Source organism: Acinetobacter sp. NIPH 2100 (assembly GCF_000369805.1).
In the GTDB taxonomy this organism is placed as follows: Bacteria; Pseudomonadota; Gammaproteobacteria; order Pseudomonadales; family Moraxellaceae; genus Acinetobacter.
Genome location: NZ_KB850224.1, coordinates 2,800,399 through 2,825,345 on the forward strand (window position 1 = coordinate 2,800,399; position 24,947 = coordinate 2,825,345).

22 protein-coding genes are annotated in these 24,947 nt (G+C 40.8%); 11 read left to right on the top strand and 11 right to left on the bottom strand.

The window, feature by feature from the left end; translation table 11 throughout:
- Positions 1 to 2,640: ESPR-type extended signal peptide-containing protein (locus tag F887_RS18840; RefSeq protein WP_005295899.1), on the bottom strand; the 2,640-nt coding region annotated here is incomplete at its 3' end.
- Positions 2,641 to 3,122: 482 nt separating this feature from the next.
- On the opposite strand from F887_RS18840, the gene F887_RS05005 reads away from it, so the two are divergent.
- The 5 genes from F887_RS05005 (at position 3,123) to F887_RS04985 (ending at position 9,261) form a co-directional block, all read left to right on the top strand.
- Positions 3,123 to 3,710: a 5-formyltetrahydrofolate cyclo-ligase gene (locus F887_RS05005; protein ID WP_005295901.1), complete on the top strand. Its 588-nt coding sequence runs from the start codon at positions 3,123 to 3,125 to the stop codon at positions 3,708 to 3,710.
- 144 nt (positions 3,711 to 3,854) lie between these two features.
- Positions 3,855 to 6,284 (top strand): endopeptidase La, encoded by a 2,430-nt coding sequence (gene lon / locus F887_RS05000; RefSeq protein WP_005295904.1) that lies wholly within the window; start codon positions 3,855 to 3,857, stop codon positions 6,282 to 6,284.
- Between the two features lie 326 nt (positions 6,285 to 6,610).
- Positions 6,611 to 7,090 carry a 23S rRNA (pseudouridine(1915)-N(3))-methyltransferase RlmH gene (rlmH, locus tag F887_RS04995; protein WP_005145201.1) on the top strand — a complete coding sequence of 160 codons (480 nt, stop codon included), beginning with the start codon at positions 6,611 to 6,613 and terminating at the stop codon, positions 7,088 to 7,090.
- Positions 7,091 to 7,190: 100 nt separating this feature from the next.
- Positions 7,191 to 7,964, top strand: a complete 774-nt coding sequence (locus F887_RS04990) for a DODA-type extradiol aromatic ring-opening family dioxygenase (RefSeq protein WP_005295907.1) — start codon at positions 7,191 to 7,193, stop codon at positions 7,962 to 7,964.
- 190 nt (positions 7,965 to 8,154) lie between these two features.
- Positions 8,155 to 9,261: an META and DUF4377 domain-containing protein gene (locus F887_RS04985; protein WP_005295910.1), complete on the top strand. Its 1,107-nt coding sequence runs from the start codon at positions 8,155 to 8,157 to the stop codon at positions 9,259 to 9,261.
- A 90-nt stretch (positions 9,262 to 9,351) separates the two neighbouring features.
- Here the strand turns inward: F887_RS04985 and gdhA are convergent, their stop codons facing one another.
- Complete coding sequence (gdhA, locus tag F887_RS04980; protein ID WP_005295913.1) at positions 9,352 to 10,698, bottom strand: NADP-specific glutamate dehydrogenase; 1,347 nt, start codon at positions 10,696 to 10,698, stop codon at positions 9,352 to 9,354.
- Between the two features lie 374 nt (positions 10,699 to 11,072).
- Between gdhA and F887_RS04975 the strand changes: the two genes are divergently transcribed.
- Both F887_RS04975 and nth read left to right on the top strand, forming a co-directional pair.
- A complete protein-coding gene (locus F887_RS04975) occupies positions 11,073 to 11,870 on the top strand; it encodes an RnfABCDGE type electron transport complex subunit B (protein ID WP_005295916.1) in 798 nt (265 codons plus the stop codon).
- Positions 11,871 to 12,557 carry an endonuclease III gene (gene nth, locus F887_RS04970; RefSeq protein WP_005183976.1) on the top strand — a complete coding sequence of 229 codons (687 nt, stop codon included), beginning with the start codon at positions 11,871 to 11,873 and terminating at the stop codon, positions 12,555 to 12,557. It abuts the gene before it with no gap.
- On the opposite strand, the gene F887_RS04965 is transcribed toward nth, so the two are convergent.
- The 4 genes from F887_RS04965 to F887_RS04950 all read right to left on the bottom strand — a co-directional run bounded on the left by F887_RS04965 (position 12,554) and on the right by F887_RS04950 (position 15,429).
- A complete protein-coding gene (locus F887_RS04965; RefSeq protein ID WP_005295918.1) occupies positions 12,554 to 12,736 on the bottom strand; it encodes a hypothetical protein in 183 nt (60 codons plus the stop codon). The genes nth and F887_RS04965 overlap by 4 nt on opposite strands.
- Before the next feature lie 61 nt (positions 12,737 to 12,797).
- Positions 12,798 to 13,451 carry an adenylate kinase gene (adk, locus tag F887_RS04960; protein WP_005295920.1) on the bottom strand — a complete coding sequence of 218 codons (654 nt, stop codon included), beginning with the start codon at positions 13,449 to 13,451 and terminating at the stop codon, positions 12,798 to 12,800.
- An 83-nt stretch (positions 13,452 to 13,534) separates the two neighbouring features.
- Positions 13,535 to 14,848 (bottom strand): DUF445 domain-containing protein, encoded by a 1,314-nt coding sequence (locus tag F887_RS04955; RefSeq protein ID WP_005295923.1) that lies wholly within the window; start codon positions 14,846 to 14,848, stop codon positions 13,535 to 13,537.
- Between the two features lie 62 nt (positions 14,849 to 14,910).
- Positions 14,911 to 15,429 (bottom strand): hypothetical protein, encoded by a 519-nt coding sequence (locus F887_RS04950; RefSeq protein ID WP_005295925.1) that lies wholly within the window; start codon positions 15,427 to 15,429, stop codon positions 14,911 to 14,913.
- A 239-nt stretch (positions 15,430 to 15,668) separates the two neighbouring features.
- Here F887_RS04950 and mrdA point away from each other — a divergent pair, with 239 nt between their 5' ends.
- Both mrdA and rsmD read left to right on the top strand, forming a co-directional pair.
- On the top strand, positions 15,669 to 17,687 hold the full coding sequence (gene mrdA, locus F887_RS04945) for a penicillin-binding protein 2 (protein WP_005295927.1): 2,019 nt from the start codon (positions 15,669 to 15,671) through the stop codon (positions 17,685 to 17,687).
- Positions 17,687 to 18,235, top strand: coding sequence for a 16S rRNA (guanine(966)-N(2))-methyltransferase RsmD (gene rsmD, locus F887_RS04940; RefSeq protein WP_005295930.1), 549 nt, complete (start codon positions 17,687 to 17,689; stop codon positions 18,233 to 18,235). The genes mrdA and rsmD overlap by 1 nt, the downstream gene beginning before the upstream one ends.
- Here rsmD and F887_RS04935 read toward each other — a convergent pair.
- Both F887_RS04935 and F887_RS04930 read right to left on the bottom strand, forming a co-directional pair.
- Positions 18,232 to 18,639: a hypothetical protein gene (locus tag F887_RS04935; RefSeq protein ID WP_005295932.1), complete on the bottom strand. Its 408-nt coding sequence runs from the start codon at positions 18,637 to 18,639 to the stop codon at positions 18,232 to 18,234. The two genes, rsmD and F887_RS04935, sit on opposite strands and share 4 nt — an antisense overlap.
- Positions 18,640 to 18,731: 92 nt before the next feature.
- The gene (locus tag F887_RS04930; RefSeq protein ID WP_005295936.1) at positions 18,732 to 19,343 is read right to left on the bottom strand and encodes a GNAT family N-acetyltransferase; all 612 of its coding nucleotides are present in this window, start codon (positions 19,341 to 19,343) and stop codon (positions 18,732 to 18,734) included.
- A gap of 147 nt (positions 19,344 to 19,490) precedes the next feature.
- Here F887_RS04930 and F887_RS04925 point away from each other — a divergent pair, with 147 nt between their 5' ends.
- A complete protein-coding gene (locus F887_RS04925) occupies positions 19,491 to 19,841 on the top strand; it encodes a hypothetical protein (RefSeq protein ID WP_005295937.1) in 351 nt (116 codons plus the stop codon).
- Between the two features lie 38 nt (positions 19,842 to 19,879).
- Positions 19,880 to 20,518: a DUF2238 domain-containing protein gene (locus tag F887_RS04920; protein WP_005295939.1), complete on the top strand. Its 639-nt coding sequence runs from the start codon at positions 19,880 to 19,882 to the stop codon at positions 20,516 to 20,518.
- Between the two features lie 25 nt (positions 20,519 to 20,543).
- Here the strand turns inward: F887_RS04920 and blp2 are convergent, their stop codons facing one another.
- From blp2 to pstB, 3 genes are all read right to left on the bottom strand, one after another.
- Positions 20,544 to 22,685: an Ig-like repeat protein Blp2 gene (blp2, locus tag F887_RS04915; RefSeq protein ID WP_005295941.1), complete on the bottom strand. Its 2,142-nt coding sequence runs from the start codon at positions 22,683 to 22,685 to the stop codon at positions 20,544 to 20,546.
- A 230-nt stretch (positions 22,686 to 22,915) separates the two neighbouring features.
- Entirely contained in the window at positions 22,916 to 23,878 is a 963-nt protein-coding gene (sohB, locus tag F887_RS04910) for a protease SohB (RefSeq protein ID WP_005295944.1), read from the bottom strand.
- 146 nt (positions 23,879 to 24,024) lie between these two features.
- Positions 24,025 to 24,939, bottom strand: a complete 915-nt coding sequence (pstB, locus tag F887_RS04905) for a phosphate ABC transporter ATP-binding protein PstB (protein ID WP_005295947.1) — start codon at positions 24,937 to 24,939, stop codon at positions 24,025 to 24,027.
- Between the last annotated feature and the right edge of the window lie 8 nt (positions 24,940 to 24,947).

Sequence of the window (24,947 nt, forward strand, 5' to 3'; positions counted from 1 at the left end):
GATGTTTAACTTATCACCCAACTTACGATGAACGTCCTTACCTGCATTGCCTGCAAAGTTCAGACCTTTGTTTTCCAGCTCGGTTTTGGTGTTGTTGATCGTGTTATTTAACTCGGTCTTGGTATCTGTGATCTGCGTCGTTAACTGATCTTTAGTGTCATTTAACTTGTTGTTGGTATCCGTAATTTGGTTACCTAAGTCTTTTTTCGCATCATCCAACTTGTTGTTGGTATCGGTGATTTGGTTACCTAAATCAGTTTTCGTAGCATCAATTTTTTGATCTAAATTGTTAATATTTTGTGTGTTTTGATTTACACGAGTATCAACGTTCTTCAACTGACGTACGGTAACTGCATCAGAATCAGCTGAACCATCTTCGACATTGGTAATACGACGTTCTTTACCAGCAGAACCAACAGAAATCACACCATTTGACATCGAAGCATCGCGATTTGTCAGGAATGAACTTCCTGTTGCTTCAGTTGCAATAGCATCTTGGCCCAATGCAACACTATTTTCAGCTTCAACTCGGCTGCGTGCACCTAATGCAACACCACCAACTACCATTGATTGTGCACCTTGACCAACTGCTACCGCATTTTCCTGATCTGCAATTGCACCACCACCAATTGCGGCAGAGTTCTTACCTGTTGCTTTTGCTCCACCGCCGACAGCAGCAGCATTTTCATTGCTTGCCTCAGCACCTTTACCAATTGCAGCAGCACTATCACCCGTTGCTTTCGCACCACTACCAACAGCAGCTGCACCATGACCTGTGGCTGATGCACCTTCACCTAGTTTATTACCAGAACCAATTGCAGTTGAATTTGTACCAGAAGCAACTGAGTTAATACCCATCGCAGACGCGCCATCCCCCGTTGCTTGAGAGACAGCACCAAATGCTGCAGCACCTTTACCAGAGGCATTCGACATGACACCAAAAGCCGATGACGCATCGCCTGTTGCTTTAGATGTCATACCAAATGCTGATGCAAATGCACCTGTACCCACAGCCTGAACACCGACCGCTGTTGAACCATGATTGGTTTCTGTTGTTGGATAACGGCCAGATTTAAGTACGCCACCCGTAATTTCAGTATAGGTTTTACTTAGCTCAGCATCTTGAGCAATTTTATCAACGTCATCTCCACCAATCGCAACAGATGAGTTACCACGCGCAACCACATCGGCACCAATCGCAATGGATTGATCACCTACAGCCTTTGTCTGATCACCAATTGCAATCGATTGATTGCTATAGCTTGTTGCTGTACCCGCAGCTCCCTTTGTTGAAGCATTACGGCCAATCGCAACATCACCACTACCTACGGTTTCACTTGCATTACCTACAGAAACTGCACCAATCCCTGCACCTTTTGCTTGTGACCCAACTACAACGGCATCATAACCTGTCGCACTTGCGCTTACGCCTACAGCAATCGAATTACGACCTCTTGCACCGTCATTTTCATAGTTACCACCCTGTACCCCATTATCATTTACACTCACATAATGTGTACGAGCTGCTTTTAACTGACCTACAGTCGCAGCATCAGAATCTACTGCACCGTCTGCTACATTTTGAATACGGCGTTCAGCGCCAACATCACCTACAGATAAAACGCCTGTTGGTGCCGCTTGTTTGGTTAAAAAACTATTTTCTGTTGCTTGTGTTGCTTTTGAATCTTTACCAAGCGCAATACTATTTTCAGCTTCCGAACGCGCACCTTTACCAATCGCAACACCACCTTCATAAGTGGTCTCTGCTTGGTCACCAATCACAACTGCATTGTCTTTTTTTGCTTTTGCACCTGTACCAATTGCAACCGATTTTGCACCTGTAGATTCAGAGAATGCACCAATCGCTAACGAGTTTTCTTGTGTTGCAACTGCACCACCACCAAATGCGATCGAATCTTTACCTGTCGCTTTCGTTGCCATTTTTGATTGATATTCAGCACCTGCCTGGCCCGCAACTGAACCAGCATTTTCGATATCAGGCGAACCAATTGCAATTGCGCGATAGCCTTCTGCTGTTGCAGAATGACCAATTGCTAAAGACCCTTTGCCTGTTGCTGCTGCAACATTACCAAGTGCTTGTGCATAATCTGCTGTTGCTGCTGATTGACGACCAATGGCTAAAGATGTATTCCCCGTTGAAAGTGCAGCCGTACCAATTGCAACAGCAGCAATACCTTTCGTCGTTGCATAAGAACCAATTGCAGTACCAAAATTCTGTTCAACCGTTGAACCTGTACCAACGCTGACTGAACCCCCTTGTTTCATCGCACCAGCAAATGCACCCGTTGAATTATTATGGGGGTTTTGACGATTTGCGATATTTGAATTACCACTTCCCTGAGTTTGTGCGCCACATCCAATTGCAATATCTCTGTTACCAGAAGTGCTTGCAGCCCCTTCAGCACATCGATTTCCAGATATAGAGGTTCCAGAACCTGTACCACCCTCAATATTCGTTGCCGCAAATGCAGCAGGAGAAAAACTAATTGCCCCAGCTAAAATAGCAGCTGACAGATTGAGAACATTAGATTTAGTTTTTGTTTTACTTTTTGCAAGTTCAGACGTTGCAACCCATGCGCCAATTGATGCATTCCAAACCACTTTATAGACTTTATTCATAAAAATTCTCAGATCATTACAACAGTTATTGATGGTCTAAAAATGCCAATAAGCATTTTTAGTTTCGGTGCCGAAAAAGAGTCGCGGATGCTAATAAAATCGAGTAAATTGGTAAAGATTCAGTAAATATTATTATTAAAAATATGAGACATATTTCTCATATTTACATTTAAATCACATAAACAAATATATGATTTAAATCACAAAAATATAAAATTGTTTTATTTTGTTTTGCTTTTGTTTTATTTTATAAAGAACATGAAAAATAGAGTAATAGCTCCATAATAAATAATAAAATAATTTGCAATGCCTAAAATTCACATTAATTATTGGAATAAATTATTGAAATAACACTTATTAGAAAAAATACAAATAACACTATGAGTTTGAAATTTTACTTATAAATAACAGAATCTTTGATTTTAGAATTTATTGAATAAATCAAGTATGATTGCTTCCATCAGGATTGGTTTTAAAACTTTATGAGCCCTACCCTAAACTCATTAAGAAAACAACTTCGCTCAAAAAGAAGGCAACTCTCTGCTTTTGAGCAAAATAAAGCTGAACAACAAGTCTTAATACAACTTAATCACTCCCCTCGATTTAAAGCTGCACAAAAAGTTGGCCTCTATCTACACGCCTTTGGCGAAGTTCATACTCACAAACTCATCAAGCTTTGTTTTCAACGAAAAAAACAGGTCTATTTACCTATGATCTGTAATATGAATCAGAATTTAGTCTGGGTCAGAGTAAGTGCAAGACAATATTTAAATAAACGTTTTTCCCACCATCCACTCGGTATGAAAGAACCGATGGCCAGTCGAGGTCGGCATGTTTCACACTTAGATTTGCTCATCATGCCTTTATTGGCTTGTGATCATCAGGGAACACGAATCGGTATGGGAGGTGGCTATTATGATCGAACACTCGCGACTGCGACGCATTTCCCTTATCGTCTTGGTCTCGCACATAAATTTCAATATGTAGAGCACCTCTTATCAAAACAAAAATGGGATCAACCTCTGGATGGATTGCTTAGCCCTAAAAAATTCTATTATTTCAAACGGTAGCCCTCTGTTTTTCTTATTTCCGCAATGAATCTTGAGTAATTTAGTCTTTTTTTTATATTTTCTAATCAAAACCCCTTGTATTTTTTGAAATGCACATCACTATAAAAAACATGGCAACACCGTTGTCACTCATTAGGAGTGCCCATGTCTGAATATATTTTAAATAATGAAACTAGCTTAGAGCCACAGGTTCCAAGTGTATTACCACTCTTAGCATTACGTGATGTTGTGGTCTATCCACATATGCAAATCGCGCTATTTGTGGGTCGTGAAAAATCGATCAATGCAGTGGATGTGGCTCGTAACAGTGACAATTTAGTATTTGTAGTTGCGCAAAAAGATTCGCTCACAGAAGAAATTGATCACGATAATCTCTATCAATATGGAACTGTGGCTAAAATCGTACAAGTGGTGAATCATGAGAATGATGAAAACTGCATCAAAGTACTGATTGAAGGCCTGCATCGTTCAAAACTCGAACGCATTATTGATGGCGAAGAATACTTAACAGCTGAGCATCATTTAAGCCCAATGACATTGCCTTTGGACCAAGAGACCCAAGAGACTCGCTTAAATGAATTACGTACCCTATTCGCTCAATATGCAGAAGCGAAATTGCGTAATGCACGTGAACTCGTTGCAGCAGCAAATAAAATCGAAGACTTATTGCAATTGATGTTCTTCGTTGCAACTCGTGTGCCTTTAAATATTGAAGTAAAACAAAAGTTTTTAGAGCACGACGAGTTTGAAGCTCACTTGCAAGAGTTAATGAGCTATTTGATGAATCAATCTGCTGAACAGCAAATTGAGCAAACGCTGCATGACAGTGTAAAACGCCAAATGGAAAAGAACCAACGTGAATACTTTCTAAATGAAAAAATGAAAGTCATTCAGCGTGAACTTTCCGATATGAATGGCGGTGCTGAAGATGACGTTGCTGAAATTGAAAAACGTCTTGCAGAAGCAGATTTACCTGAACACGTACGCAAAAAAGCTGAAGCTGAGTTTCGTAAACTTAAAGCAATGCAACCTGCTTCGAGTGAAGCTGCTGTTGTTCGCAACTATCTAGAAGTGATTTTAGATACGCCTTGGAATAAAGCGAGCAAAGTCAGCATTAACCTTGCTAAAGCACAGGAAATTCTAGATACCGATCATTACGGCTTAGATGATGTAAAAGATCGTATTGTTGAATACTTGGCGGTCCAGTCTCGTGTTAAAAAACTCAAAGGTCCGATCCTCTGTTTGGTTGGCCCTCCGGGCGTGGGTAAAACCTCGCTTGGTGAATCTGTGGCAAAAGCAACAGGTCGAGAGTTTGTCCGCATGGCACTTGGTGGTGTACGTGATGAAGCTGAAATTCGTGGTCACCGTCGTACCTATATCGGTGCAATGCCAGGTAAAATCGTGCAATCGTTGACAAAAGTTGGTGTCAAGAACCCATTGTTCTTGCTCGACGAAATTGACAAGATGGCGCAAGACTACCGTGGCGATCCAGCTTCAGCATTGCTTGAAGTACTTGATCCATCACAAAACAGCAAGTTCAATGACCATTACTTAGATCTTGATCTTGACCTTTCAGAAGTCATGTTCATCTGTACAGCAAACAGTATGAATATCCCTGAAGCCTTGCTGGATCGTATGGAAGTGATTCGTCTTCCGGGTTATACCGAAGATGAGAAAGTGAATATTGCTGAACGTTACCTTGTTCCTAAAGCAATCAAGAACAATGGTCTACGTGCAAAAGAATTGACTGTTCACGAAGAAGCAATCCGTGACATCGTACAACGTTATACACGTGAAGCAGGTGTCCGTAGTTTAGAACGTGAAGTGTCTAAAATTGCCCGTAAAGTTGTGAAAGAAGCGGTCAGCAAAAAGTCGAAAAATTTACAGATTGATGTTACTTCTGCAAATCTTCCAGAATACTTAGGTCCACACAAGTTTGACTTTGGTATTGCCGAAGATGAAGCACAAGTAGGTCGTGTAAATGGCTTGGCTTGGACTTCTGTGGGTGGTGAATTACTCACCATTGAAGTTGCGGCAGTAAAAGGTAAAGGTAAATTCATTACGACGGGTTCACTCGGTGATGTCATGAAAGAATCAATTACCGCAGCAATGACTGTTGTACGTACCCGTGCTGATGAACTTGGTATTGAAGCTTCTCGTTTTGAAGAAACGGATGTGCATGTTCACTTACCTGAAGGTGCAACACCAAAAGATGGTCCATCAGCGGGTCTGGCACTCACGACTGCACTTGTATCAGCATTTACTGGTATTGCGATTCGTCCAGACATTGCCATGACAGGTGAAACAAGTCTTGGTGGTCGTGCGATGCGTATTGGTGGCTTAAAAGAGAAACTTCTTGCAGCTCACCGTGGTGGAATTAAACTGGTTTTCATCCCACACGATAACGTTCGTGATTTGGCTGAGATCCCAGACAATGTAAAAGAAGGCTTAGAAATCAAAGCGGTGAAAAGCATTGATGACATCCTACCTTTAGCATTGACGGATACACCAAAGCCTTTGCCGAAAACACCGATTGTGAAACCAGTCGAAGATGCAAAGGCGGCACGTCACTAATCTGCTAAATAGTTGAAAATAAAAAGAGAGCTTCGGCTCTCTTTTTTTGTTACACAATATGGTTGAAAAATAACCAACATACGGCATAATAAAATAGAGTCGATAAAAACAAAGGCTAAATTTGACTCATGAACTCATTTTAGCGCCATCCGAACTCCAGACGGATGGCACTTTGATCGCAGCTCATACGCGTTTTGAGCTGCGTTTTTTATGAGTACTCTATCGCTGTTTTTTGTATTTTTTATGACAAGATAAACCGCACTTGCCTGCATGGAAGAGACAACAGCGTTTATAATATTGTTCATTTCCTCAATCGCACATGCCTTATGAAAATCCGCATTCTCACCATTGGTCAAAAAATGCCTGCTTGGGTGTTGACTGGATTTGAAGATTATTTCAAACGTATTCAACCTTTTGTACAGACTCAGGTCGTTGAGCTTCCAATGGCAAAGCGCGGTAAAAATGACTCTGAAGCAGATATTTTGAAATATTGTCAAATCGAAGGTGAAAGCATTCTTAATGCACTCAAATCCAATGAAACCTTGATTGCTTTAGAAGTGGGTGGTCGTGAATTGAGTACCGAAAAACTTGCGGATACCATGAAGCAATGGATGCTTGAAGGCAATGATATTGCGATTGCAATTGGCGGTCCTGATGGACATTCCGATGCGGTTCGTAAAGCTGCTGCTTGGCATTGGTCACTTTCAAAATTGACTATGCCTCACCCCATGGTGCGTATTTTGCTGATTGAGCAACTATATCGAGCCATGACAATTAATCATAACCACCCTTACCATCGGGCGTAAAACTGTTCTGATTTTAGAACAACATGTTGAAGTTTCAGGGCTGTCATTCTGATGCCAGTTTTGTCACGATAATGAGGTATTCCCTCTCAGGTGCTTATTTATGGATCTCCAGACGTTACCCGGATTATTTATTTCCCATGGTTCACCCATGCTTGCCCTTAATCCTGAACAAGTGGGACCTGCACTTCATCGCTTGGGTAATAACCTGCCTAAACCTCAAGCCATTGTGGTGATGTCGGCACATTGGGAAAGCCAAGCCTTAGAGGTCAATACATCAACACGACCACAAACTTGGCATGACTTCCGTGGTTTTCCACCTGAACTGTATAACATCCACTACCCAGCCGCAGGTGCGCCAAAACTGGCAGAAGAAATTCTTACACGATTTGCCGAAGCAGAGATTGCTGCACATGCAAATAGTACACGCCCACGTGATCACGGTGTTTGGATGCCTCTATTGCATATGTATCCAGATGCAGACATCCCTGTGATTGAGATTTCATTGCCGATCGATATGAATGCAGATGAGATCTACAAAATTGGACAAATTCTATCTCCATTACGTGAACAACAAATTCTGTTGATTGGTTCGGGCAGTATTACCCACAACCTTGCAGAACTGTCATGGCAAGCAGATGCAGACGTACCAACATGGGCCAGCACCTTCCGCAATACCGTTGTGAGTAAACTTACGCATCAAGACTACGATGCTGTATTGGACTGGCCAACGCTTCCTTATATCAAGCGCAACCACCCTACTCTTGAACATCTTGCACCTTTATTTTTTGCTATGGGCACAGGCTTTCGCTTCAATATTGTACATAGCAGCTTCTCCATGGGTTCTCTCGGTATGGATATTTATCGTTTTGATTAAATATCCAACTAAATCACATAAAAATAAAATGGGCTTGCTTAAAATAAAGGCAAGCCTATAAATCTGCTATATTTTCTTAAAATTTACAAATAGAAACATTTAACAAACTTAATTGCTAAAAGGATGACATGTTCTCTTTTTAAGAATACTTTAAGCTTATGACTGTTATTTATTTACTGTTGTTTTGAATATGAAAATCAAATATTTAGTTCTTGCATTACTTCCACTTTCTTTAATGGCGTGCCAAACAGTGCAAAATGTGACTGATAATGTAATTTCTCAAATTAATACAACTGCTGCAAAAAACTTAACTGAATATAATTGGACTTACCAAGGTTCTAAAGCATCTAAACCTTTAGTTTTATCTTTTAACGCTGACCAAAAACTTGCAATCCAAACCGGTTGTAATAACCAAGGTGGTACTTGGAAAGTTGAAGGCAATAGCATTGTCACTTCACCACTTGTATCAACCATGATGGCTTGTGCTGATGATTTAATGCAACAAGAGCGTTTATCTTCTGATATTTTCAGCGAGAAAAAAGTACCATTTGAAGTTAGCACAGTAAATGGTCAAGCAATTTTGACTGTTACTGATGGCAAAGGTCAAAAGCATGTATTTACAGGTGCAAAAGTGGCTGATAGCAATGCATTAACCAACTACACATGGTCATATCAACCTGCTGATACTAAACGTCCAATCGTATTAAGCTTCTTGGCGAATGATCGTTTATCTGTAGACACAGGTTGTAACCGCTTAAATACTTCATGGAAAGTTGAAAATGGTTTGATCACTACGGGTGACGGTGCATCAACATTAATGGCTTGTGATCCTGCGCTAATGAAGCAAGAACAATTTGCTGGTGAGCTTTTACAAAAACGTAAAATCGCTTTTGAAGTAAATGCAAGCAACCCAGAACAACCGACTTTAGTCATCGCTGATGCCAAAGGTCAAAAATATACTTTCGTAGGTAAAATGACACCTGAAGCAAAATACCAGTCTGAAGGTAAAACTATTTTCTTGGAAATTTCACCAGAAACTAAATCTTGCACAGGCGTTGCACCGCAAACTTGTATGCAAGTTCGTGAAATTAAATATGATGACAAAGGTTTAAAAACTTACGCAGATAAAAACTGGTCACTTTACTACGGTCAAATCGAAGGTTTTGAACACAATCCACAACAACGTGTGATCGTACGTGTTAAACGCTTTGACATTAAAAACCCTGCTGCTGACCAATCAAGCATTGCAGACGTATTAGATATGGTTGTTGAACAAGAAATTGTGAAAAAACCATAATTTCATTATAGAAATAAAAAATCCGATGCTTTGTCATCGGATTTTTTTTGCTAAGCCCCCTCTTGATTAAAGAGGGAGTTTTAGAGATTTTTAATAAATACCCTGCGCTAAAATGGCATCAGCGACTTTTACAAAACCAGCAATATTGGCACCATCGACATAGTTAATTGAACCATCTTCCTGAGTACCGTATTTAACACAGTTACGGTGAATCTCTTTCATGATCGCATGTAAACGCTCATCCACCTGTTCAAAAGACCAACCTAGACGATTGGCATTTTGCGACATTTCAAGACCAGATGTTGCAACGCCACCCGCATTTGAAGCTTTACCAGGTGCATACAAAATCTTCGCTGCAACAAACTTTTCAACTGCTTCAAGTGTAGATGGCATATTCGCGCCTTCTGCCACACATATCACGCCATTCGCCAATAGCGTTACTGCATCATCCGCATTTAATTCGTTTTGCGTTGCACATGGCAGAGCAATATCGACTGGAATATGCCATGGGGTTTTACCCTCGAAATATTCAAAACCGTGCTTTGATGCAAACGCTGACATACGCCCACGTTGAACATTTTTCAGTTCCATCACTTCATCGAGCAAGGCTTTGGAAAATCCATTTTTTAAATAGACCGTACCATTTGAATCCGACAAGGTCACCACTTTCGCACCCAAGAACATGGCCTTTTCGGCAGCATATTGCGCCACATTGCCTGAACCTGAGATTGATACCGTTTTATTGGCAAAACTATCGCCACGGGTTTTTAGCATTTCTTCAGCAAAATAAACTGTACCGTAACCTGTTGCTTCAGGGCGAGCCAGTGACCCGCCAAAAGAAATACCCTTGCCAGTAAACACACATGATGTGTCGTTACTTAACTTCTTCATCATCCCGGTCATATAGCCAACTTCACGGCCACCGACACCAATATCTCCAGCAGGAATATCGGTATTTGAACCAAGATGGCGGTACAACTCCAACATCAGGGCTTGGCAAAAACGCATGATTTCTGCTTCAGATTTACCTTTTGGGTCAAAATCTGAACCACCTTTACCACCACCCATTGGCAAGGTCGTTAAAGCATTTTTAAATGTTTGCTCAAAACCTAAAAACTTTAAAATGGACAAGTTCACAGAAGGATGAAAGCGCATTCCCCCTTTGTATGGACCAATTGCCGAGTTATATTGCACACGGAAACCACGATTGACATGGGTCTGACCTTGGTCATCCATCCACGATACACGAAATTGAATCGCTCGCTCAGGTTCAACCAGTCGTTCTAACAAGCCATATTGAGCATATTTCGGATTTTTCTCAATGAATGGCCACAAACTAGTCATGACTTCTTCGACCGCTTGTAAAAATTCAGGTTGATATGGATCTCTAGCTTTAACATAATCCAGAAAGTCATTTAAGCTATTGTATTTCAACATTCACCCCCGAGTTAGTGATTTATCTTGGTGCGAAAAATGCACCAAAATAGAGTTTTCACCTATTAAATACAGATTACTATTTCATCACAATATTATTTTTAGGGTTAACTATTTTTATTAATTAAAATCATAATCTTAAGTTGGTAAATATTCATTATTTATATACTAAATAAAGGTCAAAAATGTAGAAAAAGTCACGTTATTACAGAAAGTCAGATGGTTCCACAAACTCAATCGCACTAAAAGAAATCAATTAAAGCACTATTTTTAAGCACAAGACCTTTTCATCTATCTGGATATTTTGAGATTGCTGCGCCGCAATAAATCATTATTTGCTATACTAAGCTCCCTGTTTTTTGCTTCATCCTCGATACATGTCCGCAACTGCACAACACGCGCTTATTGTCCAAATTGACCAACTGTTACCACAAACACAATGTGGTTTATGTGGGCATCGTGATGGCTGCTTGCCTTACGCAAAATCAATTGCAGAGGGTGAAGATGCCAATAAATGTGTGCCTGGTGGACAACCCGTTGCAGATGCACTAGCAACCTTATTAGAGCGTCCACCACTCAAAGCAGAACCCAGTGTTTGGGAAATTCAGCGAGATGGTCGACCGCAACGGATTAAAGCGGTGATTCGTGAAGATGAATGTATTGGTTGTACCAAATGTATCAGTGCCTGTCCTGTAGACGCCATTATTGGTAGCGGCAAGTTGATGCACAGCATTTTGACCGATCTGTGTACAGGTTGTGAGTTATGTATTCCACCGTGTCCTGTTGATTGTATTGATCTGGTGGCTGACACTAAACCCATGCCTACAGCTGAGTTACGTCGTGCTGAACAGGATGATTTAAGACATCGTTATTACGCGCATATCCAACGTGAAGAAAAACGTCGATTAAATCGTAAAGGGCCCATTGTGCGTGCTGAAATTGATGTGGAGTTCTTCGCCCAATTTTCTCAGGCACTCAATAATGTTCCCGTGATAACCTTAGTGGATAAGCCGAAAGAAAGTCCAACGCTCGATGCAAAAACAACAATCGAACTTGCAAAAGTACGTACACAGATTAAAAAATTAGAAAAGCAGTTAAGTGTTCGTGCTGATGAATCAAAGCAAGCCCAATTGCTTGCCTTACAACAACGTTTAACTGAATTGCAGGAGGTCTAAATGTCCGTAAAGAATATGACAAAAAAGCAGATCCAGACCTTTTTTGAACGTTTACGTGAACAAAGACCACATCCACAGACCGAGTTGAACTACTCCTCTCCTTTTGAGTTACTGATTGCGGTCTTGCTGTCTGCTCAAGCGACTGATGTGAGTGTCAACAAAGCCACGGATAAACTATATCCTGTTGCTAATACCGCTCAAGCCATTTTAGACCTTGGAATTGATGGTTTAAAATCATATATCAAGACCATTGGCTTGTATAATTCTAAGGCTGAAAATGTCATCAAAACCTGCCGAATCTTGGTCGATCAATATCAAGGTCAAATTCCAGAAACACGCAAAGAATTAGAAGCACTACCCGGTGTAGGACGTAAAACAGCGAATGTAGTGTTAAATACGGCATTTGGTCAACCGACGATGGCTGTCGATACGCATATCTTTCGGGTAGGTAATCGAACAGGTTTGGCTGTTGGAAAAAACGTGTTAGAAGTGGAAGATCGCTTGATTAAAGTGATTCCGAAAGAATTTATTATAGATGCTCATCACTGGCTGATCTTACATGGCCGTTATTGCTGCATCGCACGTAAACCCAAGTGTGGGGAATGTATCGTTGCAGATGTCTGTAACTGGCCAGATCGTTTTGAATTTGGTGCCAGCAAACCCATTGCAATAAAAAACCTCAGTTAATCCTGAGGTTTTTTTTGCTGTTGCAGTTTTGGATGTAGTTGGCGAGCTTTACCATTCAATTTATTTTCCAAAGCCTGCTGTTTCTGTACATGACGTAGCATTTTCTGGCTCTGATACAATAAAAACAACAGTAAAATGATGCTGAAAATGACCACTAAAATCAAAACGACTTTAAGCATGAACTTTCTCCAAATAAAAAGAGCCCTATATTCAGAGCTCTTTTAAAATCGGCAACTTAAATTATTTATCTAAGATTGCAAATAAATCAGCTTGAACATTTTCGATCGCACGTAGGCCATCTAATTTGTCATAAGTTGGCGCATTTTCACCAGAAGCTGCGCGACCTTGATAGAAGCCAACCAATTGCTCAGTTTCGCTGTGGTAAGAACCCAGACGCTTACGAATCGTTTCTTCTTGGTCATCTGGACGTTGTACAAGGTCTTCACCTGTTTCGTCATCTTTACCTTCCACTTTTGGTGGATTGTAAACAGTGTGGTAAACACGACCAGAAGCCGGGTGCTGACGACGACCAGAAAGACGTTGCACAATCTCTTCGTCCGGTACAGCAATTTCAATCACGTGATCAATGCCAATCCCTGCTGTTTCTAATGCTTCAGCTTGTGGAATTGTGCGCGGGAAACCGTCAAAGATACAACCATTTTCACAATCAGGCTGAGCAATACGTTCTTTAACCAAGCCAATAATCAGTTCATCAGAAACTAAACCGCCTGACTCCATGACACTTTTCGCTTTTAAGCCAAGTTCAGTACCTTCACGAATTGCAGCACGGAGCATATCACCGGTTGAAATTTGTGGGATATTGTAGCGCTTACAGATCAACTGAGCTTGAGTACCTTTGCCTGCCCCAGGTGGTCCGAGTAAAATAATGCGCATAAAAGAACATCCTCATTTAAAAACAATAAATCTTAAATTGAGCAATATCATACAGACTTATCGCTCAACCAACATCAAATTAATTATAAGAAAGCAACAAATAAGTGAATTAAACCAGCAAAGAAACCAGTCACCCCACCGAGTACAATTAAGATCCACTCATCTTCTTGGAACGCAGGACGCAATAAGTTCTGGAACTCTTTCGGTGTTAGTTCACGGATGCGGTCTCTAAACATTTGAAAGATCTTCTGCGCGCGACTTGCATTCAGAGCTGGGTCACATACAGGTCCCATGGTAATTTCAATTGAGCGATCAATCAAGTCGGTCTTGAGTCTAGCATACTCTCTTGGACCTAATGAAAGCTGCAATGAGGTTCTGACCAATGGGGTTTCCATAATTTCATTAATATGACGCTTGACAATACGACGGGTTTTGTCTTTTTTACTGCCATACATCATTTCAGTCATAATCGATTTTAAGGTAATTAAATCTTCAGTCACCACACTGGCAAACACATCGGAAACCTCTTCCTGACGCTTCATAAATGCGCCTTGAATATTGTAAGTACCAATCTTTAAAACAGGTACAATCCAAGGGAATTTACGGTCTTTAGTGCGACGGAAAATCTGTGGATAACGAATATAATGTGGCTCAATCGGATTAAATACCATCCAAATCGCAATCCAGTTGGTTAAAAAGCCCCAAATTGCCGCCCAGAACGGTACAGTCCAATGCCATGGCACCACGAACCAGACGATCATTTGGAAAATACCAAAGAACATCCCGATTAATGCACTGATATGCCAAATAAAGTTAATTTCTTTCTGGCCGACTTTTAGGAACATGCGGACCATTAAACGACGATCGCCTTCCATTTGGCTAACCACCATTTCACGCATATCAACCAGTGACTCGACGTTCATGGTCAGCTCAGTCACTAATTCTTTCAGCGTGGTAGGTAACTGTTTATGTGCCTGTGCATAAATGCGACGCTTAATCGAATAAGGTAGGTTTTCCCAAAGTACGGCATTACGATCAATCATGACTTCATCAATCAAATGCTCAAGCTCGAATCCGACTTGCTCACCAATGATCATCGCCATATCTTCAGGATCCATTGCTTCTAAAAACTCACGCAATGAACCCAATTTAGATAAAGTATTGTCAGTAATGATGCCTGAAATACGTCCTGCTTTACGCGGCACGATCCCCTGCCAACCTACAGGTAATGGTCCTAAATGGAATCCCCAAAAGTTAATTGGGTAAAACACCATTTTTAATGCCATCCACACGTGCGCCCATGTCACAAAGGCGGTCACAGGAATGATACTTAAGACTGCCAGATGGTCAGGTCGATTTAAGAAAATCTGCCACAATTCATTGACGTAATCAAACATGCATGACTCTCAGAATTATTGATACATGATGGCCTATAAAAGGATGAATCTTGATTCCTCTCTTATAAACCAAAACTTAAGGTATAAGAAAACTGAAGAACTGGCTCTGATTTTTTCACCGTATTGCCATTGCCATCTTCTATTTTCTCACGTACCCCAGCTCCCACACTGAAAGTACTGATGCGTTCGCTATTCAGCCAAACATAAGCAATATCAGCACCCACACCCAGATTTGCTTTCTCTTTGCCACCGAAATTTTTAGTGTCTAGATGACCTGCATAAACACCGATGTAATAACCATTTTTATCGGTCCCTGTTAAATAATAAGGATAACGGAACCCAACTTGCCCACCTGCCTCGTTGTCATCATTTAAAAAGGCACCCGCTTTGGCATAAGCAATACCATACGGATTTACCCATTCAAGGTTGGCGTGTAATAATTTTTTGGTAAAACCTGCACCCACATTCCATGTGGAAACGTTTGCGTCTTTTAATTTAGGCTCAGGCTTAAAAGGATTTTCATCCGCATGGGTTAAGCCTGTAAATGTTAAAACCGATAATAAAAGGCAAATTTTTCTCATTATTTTCTCCATTTTCCCTAAGAGTGTATTGGAAAATCCTATTTCAAACTGTTTGTGACTTTAACAGAATTATTTTGCTTCTAATATACAAGACCATACAATTTTAATGTCTGCAAAGTCAAAAGCTGTCGCGCTGTGATTTGCATGAATTGTTGAAAATTCTACAGTATGATCATGCAACTTACGTTAAAATACGTAGCTTTCGTATTCTCTCCATCTTGTAATTAAGTCGACACCCTATGAAACAGCACTTTCCTTTAAAAAACATGCAACAAGAAAAGCGCATTTATCGGGGTCGAATCTTTTTTGCAATTTCAGTTGTGACTATTTTTCTGCTTTTACTGATCTGTCGTTATGCATATTTACAGATTGTTCATTACGATGATTTTACAACGGCCTCAGATAAGAACCGAATTCGCTTACAGCCGCTGCCACCGGCGCGTGGTTATATCTACGATCGTAATGGCGTGTTATTGGCAGATAACTACCCTGTGTTTACCGCGACCTTAAGCCGTGCCGATGTTAGTGATATTGATGCAACCATCACACGTTTAATTCCAATCTTAGGATTGACTCAGGATGATGTCGACCGTTTTAAAAGCCGCGTTAAAACAGCACGTAAAACCGAACGCTTGGCGATTAAGCTAAATTTGACTGAAGCCGACATTGCCAAATTCAGTGAAGTCAAATATGCCTTTCCTGGGGTGAAAATCGAAACCCAGATGACCCGTTACTATCCACATGGTGAGCTATTTGCACATGTGATTGGTTATGTGGGACGTATTAACGATAAAGAACTCAAATCGATTGATAAAGATTTATATGCGGGAACTAACCTGATTGGTAAAATTGGGGTCGAGAAAAGTTATGAAGACCTGTTGCATGGCGTACCTGGTTATGAGTCGGTCGAAGCAGATGCACACGGTAATGTCTTACGTAATTTAGGTCGCCAAAATCCAGCGCGTGGTAATGATCTTTATTTATCGCTCGATTATGGTCTGCAAACTATTGCCGCAAAACAACTGGCTGATCGTCGTGGTGCGATCGTAGCTATGGACCCACGCACGGGTGAAATTCTGGCGCTCGTGTCTAGTCCAAGCTTCAATCCAAACCTATTCGTTACAGGGATTAGCTCCAAAGACTATAGTGGGCTGCGAGATAACCTCGATCAACCACTCTATAACCGCGCGGTTCAGGGGGCTTACCCTCCTGGATCAACCATTAAACCGATGTTTGGTTTAGGTGGCATTCATTACGGTCTTGTGGATTGGAGCACCGCAATCTCTGATCCAGGTTATTTCTCACTGCCGGGCGATAGTCACCGCTTCCGTGACCATAAGAAAAGTGGTCATGGTTCAGTCAATATGCACAAAGCACAAATTGTGTCGTGCGATACCTATTTCTATGTCTTGTCCTATCGGATGGGCATTGAAAAAATGAATGATTGGATGCGCCAATTTGGCTTTGGTGAAAAAACTGGTGTCGACTTACCAAGCGAAAGTTCTGGTCTTTATCCAAGCCCAGAATGGAAAATGCGTACACGCAAATCAAAATGGCTGAAAGGCGAAACCATTTCGGTCAGTATTGGACAAGGGGCCTTTACTTCAACGCCTTTGCAACTGGCGATGGCAACAGCGATTACCGCCAATAAAGGTTCACATGTCACACCGCATGTACTCAGAGAAACGAAAGGCGTCAAAAAATTTAGCGTACACAATGCACCTGATGGCAAAATCAATTTCAATGGTACAGAGCAAGACTGGATCAATATGCACGAGGCCATGGTTGATGTCATTCAATCTGGTACAGGACGTGGCATTAAAGGTGGTTTGCAATATTCGATTGCGGGCAAAACAGGAACAGCCCAAGTCAAAAGTATTGCCCAAGGTAAACGTTATAACGAGGCCGCACTTTCATCTCGACAATGGGACCATGGTTTATTTGTCGGCTTTGCGCCTGCCGAGAACCCTGAAATTGCGATTGCAGTGGTTTGGGAAAATGGTAAACATGGTGGGTCTGCCGCTCAACTGGCACGTCCAATATTTGACTACTGGTTAGTGACACGTAAAAAGAATCCGCTTCGCCCTGCCACACATCAAGTCAGTGGTGGTTTAATGACAGCAGGCATTAAACCAGGCGAGTTGCCAAGCAGTAGTATTTCTACAAGCACAGCACAAAATCCACAGGCGGCATCAACACCCGCAGCCTCTACACCAGTTGCAGCGACGCCTCAACCAGTTGATGGAGTAACTGAATAATGAAAAATCAATTACGCATTATTGGTGGTGAATGGAAACGTCGTACTTTGCCGTTCGCAAGTATTGAAGGCCTACGCCCCACACCTGATCGTGTCCGTGAGACTTTGTTCAATTGGTTGATGTGGGATATTCAAAATGCACAGGTCTTGGACCTATGCACCGGCTCAGGCGCGTTGGGCTTTGAAGCCCTTTCTCGTGGTGCGGCCAACGTTGTAATGATTGAACCGAATCAGACCCAAGCACGCTTTTTAAAAGACAATATTCAACTGTTAAACGCTAAGAATTGCCAATTACACGTTGCTACAGCACAACAAACATTAAAGCAGTTAAATACAACATTTGATGTGGTGTTTCTCGATCCGCCTTATAGTCTCGATTTATGGCAAGAACTGGCCGAACTCGCTGACCCGATGATCAGCAACAATGCATTTATCTATGTAGAAGCAGATCGAGATTTATCGCAGCTGAAACTGCCAAGTACATGGCAGAAAATCAAAGAAACCAAAGCAGGTGTTGTACGAGCTGGGTTATATCAAAAAACCAGTTAAAAAATACGTAACCAGAAAAATCGAATTAATTGCCCCCGATCAAAGGGAAAACTGGATAGATATTCATAACCTATGCGGTTGGTCTGGTTCAACTGATACATCATGCCGTAACCCACTGAAATCGAAAAATCATCCAGTGAAAGACTGGTGGTATCACCCGTCAGCATTTTATGGTTAAACTGATTGGTTTGATATGCTGTATAGTTATAGACACGCCACCGCTCATTCTGAAAAAACATGTTATGCAAAACGGAATATTCTGTTTTGGTCTGCGGATAGGCTGAATCAAACATTTGTTCCGTGTCTTCTGGCTCATACTCTGCAAAAAAATCATAGTCATCCGCATAAGACCCAAGTGATAAGCTGATCAGAAAACAGAATAAAAAAATGTGCTTAATGTACATAACTCGTTGTTTTGATGCCGTCCCTATTTAGCATAACGCTAAAAATCATTTTATATCAACCGATTGAATATTTTTACCTTCATTCCACAAACTCAGATTAAGAACCACCATTCCATTCGACGACCATTTGGAATAGCACTATTTTTAGCACCTTTAAACTCAGTTTCTTTTACAACTCTAAAACCAATCCGCTCGTATAGCCGCTGTCCATTTGGATTCTTCTGTGAAACATCTAAGGATAATGCCGTGTACCCTTGTTGTTGAGCTAAACTTTTCAGGTGCTGTAGTAATAAAGAACCAATTCCCTGACTTTGATAATTTGGATGCACACCAAAATTGGCAATATGCAAACATGATTCGCAAGGCTTAGTTACAACTGAACCTGCATGTAATGCTCTCGAAACCACGAGAGGGAATCTAAGTTTGTACATGGCCAATATATTTTTAACCGTTCCCTGATCCATCTTGAGTAAATCCTTTTTGCTATAACAAGCAACTGTGGCTACGACAATACCATTATGTTCAACAACCCAATGTAATCGATAACTGCTATAGCCCTGCTCGGACAGGAATTCATTATAAATAAAGCGTGTTGCTGCGATCTGTTTGTGCTGATAAATATAATCAAATAAGGCCTCAGCTGCGCTATAAATCAAGGGTACACACGCATCAACATCATGCTTCTGCGCTTTTCTTATTTTCATTTTTCAATCCACCCTATTTATTTTGTCAAATCCTATCATGTGATTGCACAAAAATATTAAATTTTATCGTGTTAGACATAAATAATGAATTTATAAAATGAATCATATATACAATAATACGTCCTTTAAAATTCTACTTTATCGATCATGAAGCTTTTGTACTTACTCATTGCCACCCTGAGCTTAACAGGTTGCATCTTTGGAAAATCAAACGAAGTAAAACGCGCTGAAAAAGTGCTACAGAGTTTTCAATGTAACAATATTGAATCCAATGAGTTAGCAACTTCTTCTATGTCCAATTTTTATCAACAATCTTTGGCAGCCAATAAAGAAAAAGCCGCAAACTATATTGAACAATATAAAAATGGTGAAGATCTCTTTGACATTCCACTGGATGAAGTTGTACAACAAAAATATCAATTATATAAACAAGCGTGTCAGGCACTCGGTGGTATCTCTACAACTAAAGAAACAATCGCTTTAGGGACAGCTGAGTAAGATCAATAACATTTGCCTGACTGTATTTAGGATACAGCATGATCGAAAAACAACTCACTTTAAAACATTATATTGCACTTGCTATTGTGCTACTGATCGTCGCGATAGCAAGTATTGAACCGCTTGAATTTGAAGCCTATTTATTGCACCAAGCGGGTACAGTATTGATGCTGATTGCATTGATGGTGATCATGAAAAAGATTGGCATTAATTTTTATAGTTTTTGCCTCTATCTCGGCTTTCTTTTGATTCATATTTTAGGTGCACACTATCTCTATTCATATGTTCCATATAATGAATGGATTGAATATCTGTTTCATTTTGATCTCAATCAAACGATGGGCTGGTCACGTAATATGTATGATCGGCTGGTCCATTTTGCATATGGTTTACTGCTCTATCCATTTTTTTATCGTTGTTTCCAAGTCTGGTTACCCGCCGCCAAACCCTTTACCTTATTCCTGCTGGTTGTGCAATTTGTCATGGCATCGAGTATGTTCTATGAATTGATCGAGTGGTGGATTGCAATCGGCTTATCTCCTGAAGATGCCGAGAACTATAATGGTCAACAAGGCGATATCTGGGATGCTCACAAAGACATGTTCCTTGCCACCCTCGGAGCAATCCTGATTGGTTTCATCCAACTCATCAAAGAAAAAACGCTTATTCAGAAATAAGCGTTTCGATTGAGACAAAGACCTGTTAAATAATCGAGTGTTGCAGGACAGCAAGCTGATCTAATGGATCAGCTTTGATACTTTGTGCATACTCTAGATTGCTTGAATCCGAATTGCCTGCGTTGTTCATCAGCGTCGTAGTCGTTTGGCCAACAAGCAATTGATTCAAAACCTCATCTAGCTGATTTGAGGTTTGGCTAGCAGGCGTTAGCAACTCATTTACGCCTAACTTTTCAGTCGTTGCAGATTCATTTACTGGTGGCTCGACTTGATTGGCTTGCAAAGCATCTAAATCAATTGAATCCACCAAAGAAGCTTTCGCCGCTGGCGCCACGACATTAAAGCTAAAAGCACTACTCACTTCGCTAATATTTCCAGCAGCATCAGTCTGAGTCAAAGTAATTTTATGTAGACCCAATGCTAAGTCTTTAGTAATTTCAAAACTCCAGTTTCCATTGTCCCCTACGGTGATAGTCCCTATAGGTTGCCCATTATCATAGATGGTCAGTACGGCTTTTGCTTCACCCATACCCTCTAACTTGGGTTTACTGTCATCGGTATCACTACCCGCTGCAATATTCCCTTTTACTGCACCGACATCATCAGTGACTTTTTGCAGGACTGGCGCATTCGGGGCAATCGTATCTTTAGTTCCAGTTACATCCGTTGCCTCGGAGCGATTACCTGCTGCATCAACGACATAAACTTTGCCGATATTTTTATCAGTCAAAACAGGTGATAGTGTAATGGTAAATTTTCCTTCTGCATCCGCTGTGCCTGTACCCAATACAGTCTTACCATTAGCACTTCTAATTTCTACCTTACTGTTTGCTTCGGCAGTCCCTGTTACGGAATCACCCGCCGCATTGATCTGTACTATAGCTTTGTCTGGTGCAATGGTATCTTTGCCTGCAGTAATCTCAAGTGGCTTAGAACTATTCCCTGCTGCATCTTCAATGATGATTGAAGCTTTTTTATCTGCGGCTAATGCAGGTGAAAGCGTAATTTGAAATTTGCCTTGCGCATCCGCAGTTCCACTGCCAATCACTTTTCCATCAGCATCTTTGATCTGTATTTTGCTATTGGCTTCAGCACGCCCTTGAATAGAGGTCCCCTCTTTATTTACATCAACCAAAGGTTGGTCAGGGGGTAACGTATCTTTTCCAGCAACGACTTTAGATGGAGTGGATTTATTCTCTGCCGCATCTTCAGCAATCACAGTCCCGCCCTTGTCACTAGTTAAGGGTGGAGAAATTTTTATAGAATATAGACCTTCTTTATTTGCGGTAACTGTACCAAGTAAATTCCCATCAGCATCGAAAACCGACACTTTAGCATTCGCTTCAGTCTTACCAGAGACGATCGTACCGTCTGCATTCAATTGTGCCATTGGTGCATCAGGTGGGGTCACATCTTTATTTCCAATCACTTCACTCTTAGTCGCATTTCCAGCACTATCGATTGCCGTTACCGTAACTTTTTCACCTGCTGGCAAGGGCTGGGATAATTTAAAGGTATAATTTCCTTGAGCATCCGCTTGTCCCGTAGCAAGTATTTTTCCAGTTGAATCTTTAATTTCAATTCTAACATTCGCCTCTGTTTTTACAGTGATTGTTTGCGAATCATCCGTTGCTATAGTGGCTTTAATTGCGGGTGGAGTGATATCTATTGGCTGGCTATCGTTCTTATTTTTATCATCGTCATCATCTTTGACGGCCCACAAATATGCCCCTTCCGCGACCAAAGCAGCTAAACCGACTTTCCATAATTGTGATTTACTAATCCCTAGATCATTCTCCGTACTTTGAACAGGCGTCGCTTGTGTAACTGGCTCGGTATAGGCAAATTGCGCCAGTGATGTGGTTGGTGCATAACGTACAAATTTGCCTGAATCATCAAACTCTGCAACTGCGTAGGAACCATCTGCTTTAGATATTGCCAAGGTATGTTCTGTGAGATTGGCATCGGTGTAGAAATCGCTGAGAATAATTTTCTCACCGTTTTTTAGTGTAATGACAAGATCATTACCTTGCTTGATAATTGACTTAATATCTGCCTGATTTACACCAATTTGCACAATCGAAGGTTGGTCTAAAACCACACTTTTTAGTTGGGCATCCTGTAGAATATTCGAGTTTTTCTTCGAAGAAACAACGACTCTTGTCATTCTTATGCTCACTTATCAATTATATTTTTAAATAATTTTTAGATTAATGAATAATTAAGTAATTCATCTTGCAAATAAAATATCAAATGATCGATATGACTACAATCTCTTCTATCAGAAGTTTTGTCATGTTTGTTAAATTGACCAAATGTTTAAAATCCAGTCCTATCTATAATAAAAAACCAGCCATGTCGGCTGGTTTTTTTAACAGAACAGTTGAATGCAGATGCTTAAAATTTAGGATCACGCATTTGCACCAAAGTGCTATTGGCTTTGGCAAGGCTATCAGTAATTTTACCCAATACGGTTGGAATTAGACTCTCTGCCATTTGTGCAGCTTGTAAGCCCAATTTTTCACCAAATGTTGGACGTTTACGGGTATTAATCACATAAATATCATGCTTTGGTAACAGGCTTAATAAATACTCATCTGAGGTTTGTAACTTATCAACCAAGTTCAGCTCGCGCGCATCTTCGCCATACCAATGCTCACCAGTGGCAACTTTTGAAATATCCAGTTGAGGACGGTATTTCTCAACAAAGTGTTTAAATAAAGAATGAGTCTGCTGCAATTCTTCTTCAAACTTCGCCTTACCTTCTGGCGTATTTTCACCAAACATGGTCACGGTACGCTTGTACTCACCTGCGGTATATAGCTCAAAATCAACATTATGCTGCTTTAGCAAACGATTGAAGTTGGGTACTTGTGCAACCACACCAATCGAACCCACTACAGCAAACGGCGCAGAAATAATTTCGTTGGCAATACAGGCCATCATATAACCACCACTCGCTGCGACTTTGTCGACGCAGATAGTGACGTTAAAACCAGCATCACGCAAACGCACCAATTGAGCTGCTGCAAGACCATAGCCATGCACCATGCCACCTGGGCTCTCTAAACGGACCACGACACGGTCATGCCCTGCTTTAGCAGTCGCTAAAATCAAGGTAATTTCTTCACGAATGGTATCTACGGCAGAAGCTTGAACATCCCCTTTAAAGTCGAGGACGTAGATTTTTTGATCATTCTTTTTACGAATTTTGGCTTCTTTGCCAAGTTGTTGAACAAGTTGCAATAACTCCAAACGAGATGCTGTCGTTTGCGCAATTCTTTTTCTTTGTTCATTCACACGCGCATTTAAATGACTAATACGAATTTCAGCAGGAAACTTAGGTAAATGGAATAACATGAAGTATGTGCTCTATAAGTTCGGCGTTATTGTTCTAAGATGTGGTCTGCTCAATAAAAATTCAATAGCGATTTTGCAAAATAGATTCATTTTCATTTATATATAAAAAAAGAGTCCGAAGACCCTTTTCTGTATACTGATCAAGATTAACCAAAACGGCCTGTAATATAAGCTTCAGTCAATTGATGATCAGGCTGCGTAAAGACTTTTTCAGTCGAGTTCACTTCAATCAAGTCACCCAAATGAAAGTAAGCGGTACGATCAGATACGCGCGCTGCTTGCTGCATGGAGTGAGTTACGATTGCAATGGTAAATTGTTCTGACAACTCTGAGATCAATTCTTCAATTTTTGCAGTCGCAATTGGATCGAGTGCTGAACATGGCTCATCCATCAAAATCACTTCTGGACTCACTGCAATGGTACGTGCGATACATAAACGTTGTTGCTGACCACCAGATAAGCCTGTACCAGGTTGATTCAGACGATCTTTAACTTCATCCCACAAGCCCGCTTTACGCAAGCTATTTTCAACGATTTCTTCTAAATCATATTTATCACGTGCTAGACCATGTAATTTAGGGCCATAAGCAACATTGTCAAAAATTGATTTTGGGAATGGGTTTGGTTTTTGGAATACCATACCAACTTGTGCACGTAATAACACTACATCAAGATTTGGATCATAAATATCTTGATCATCCAGTGTAACCTTACCTGTCACACGGCAGCTATCAATGGTGTCATTCATACGATTTAAAGTACGTAAGAAAGTCGATTTACCACAACCCGATGGGCCAATGAATGCGATCACTTCATTCTGGTAAACATCAAGGTCAATCCCTTTGATTGCTTCAGCGTCACCATAATAAACATGAACATCCTTGGTACTGATTTTCACTTCACTTGTCTTTGGCTTTTTATTTGATGAAGCCGTTTCAAACTGAGAGACAAATGCAGTATTTGATTGCTGAACTTGCGCTTCAGATGACGTAAATTCTTTTTGCTGTGGGTTCACTGATTTATCCTTTTCTACGGCGTTCATAATATCAATCGTATTCATTGTACTCT